This window comes from Endozoicomonas acroporae (genome assembly GCF_002864045.1).
In the GTDB taxonomy this organism is placed as follows: domain Bacteria; phylum Pseudomonadota; class Gammaproteobacteria; order Pseudomonadales; family Endozoicomonadaceae; genus Endozoicomonas; species Endozoicomonas acroporae.
On the sequence record NZ_PJPV01000287.1, the window covers coordinates 1 to 1,050 of the forward strand.

1 protein-coding gene is annotated in these 1,050 nt (G+C 53.1%); it reads left to right on the forward strand.

Annotation, left to right across the window (positions count from 1 at the left end; translation table 11 throughout):
• On the forward strand, positions 1-1,050 hold a 1,050-nt coding region (locus tag CX664_RS25235), incomplete at both ends, for a DUF1601 domain-containing protein (RefSeq protein ID WP_146000377.1).

A 1,050-nucleotide genomic window follows, 5' to 3' on the forward strand; every position in this document is an offset into this window, starting at 1 on the left:
CAGGCTATCGCCAACCTGCTGTGGGCCATGGCGAAACTGCTGGACAACGGGCAGGAGCAGACACCAGAACTGAACGAGGCCGTGGCCGCGCTGTTGCCCCACGTGAACGCATTTAAAGACCAATTTATTCCTCAGCATATCGCCAACCAGCTGTGGGCCATGGCGAAACTGGTGGACAACGGGCAGGAGCAGACACCAGGGCTTAAAGGGGCCGTGGCCGTGCTGTTGCCCTTCGTGAACGCACAGAAAGACCAATTTATTCCTCAGCATATCGCCAACCTGCTGTGGGCCATGGCGAAACTGGTGGACAACGGGCAGGAGCGAACACCAGAGTTTAACGAGGCCATGGCCGCGCTGTTGCCACGCGTCAACACGGAGAAAGCTCACTTTAAACCACAGGAAATCGCCAACCTGCTGTGGGCCATGGCGAAACTGGTGGGCAACGGGGAGTGGACATCAGAGCTCAACGAGGCCGTGGCCACACTATTGCGCCACGTGAACACACAGAAAGCTAACTTTAACCCACAGGAAATCGCCAATCTGCTGTGGGCCACCGCGAAACTGGGTGAGTTCGTTGAGCTGAACCTGGTGACCTCTATGTTCGAATCGCTTGTTTACCGAATCAGTGAACATCCTCAGCTCTTACAGCAAGACCTATTGATGTCTCTCTGGGGAGTCATGGTTTGCTGTGCCAGATTGTCTCTGGACTCCAATAACAATAACTGGCTTGAAAAGCACATGGATGAGCTGTTTACTCGTCTGGAAAATACATCCTCAGACAATGAAGAGGAGCAACGCATCATTGCCATGGCCGCCAGTTGGCTTGGGAGAGCGTGTCCAGTCGTCCCCCATTACCAGACAAACATTTCAAAAACCCAGGCCGACTTTCACGATCAACTCCAATCATGCTTTCCCTCTTTGCAGATTGAAGAAGAAAAGAGTCTGAACTCACTGCCTCCGGTTGACCTGCTACTGCCAGATCACAACATGGTGATTGAAGTTCAGGGGCCCTCTCATTACGTGGGTGGTGATTTCAACACCAGGAATGGT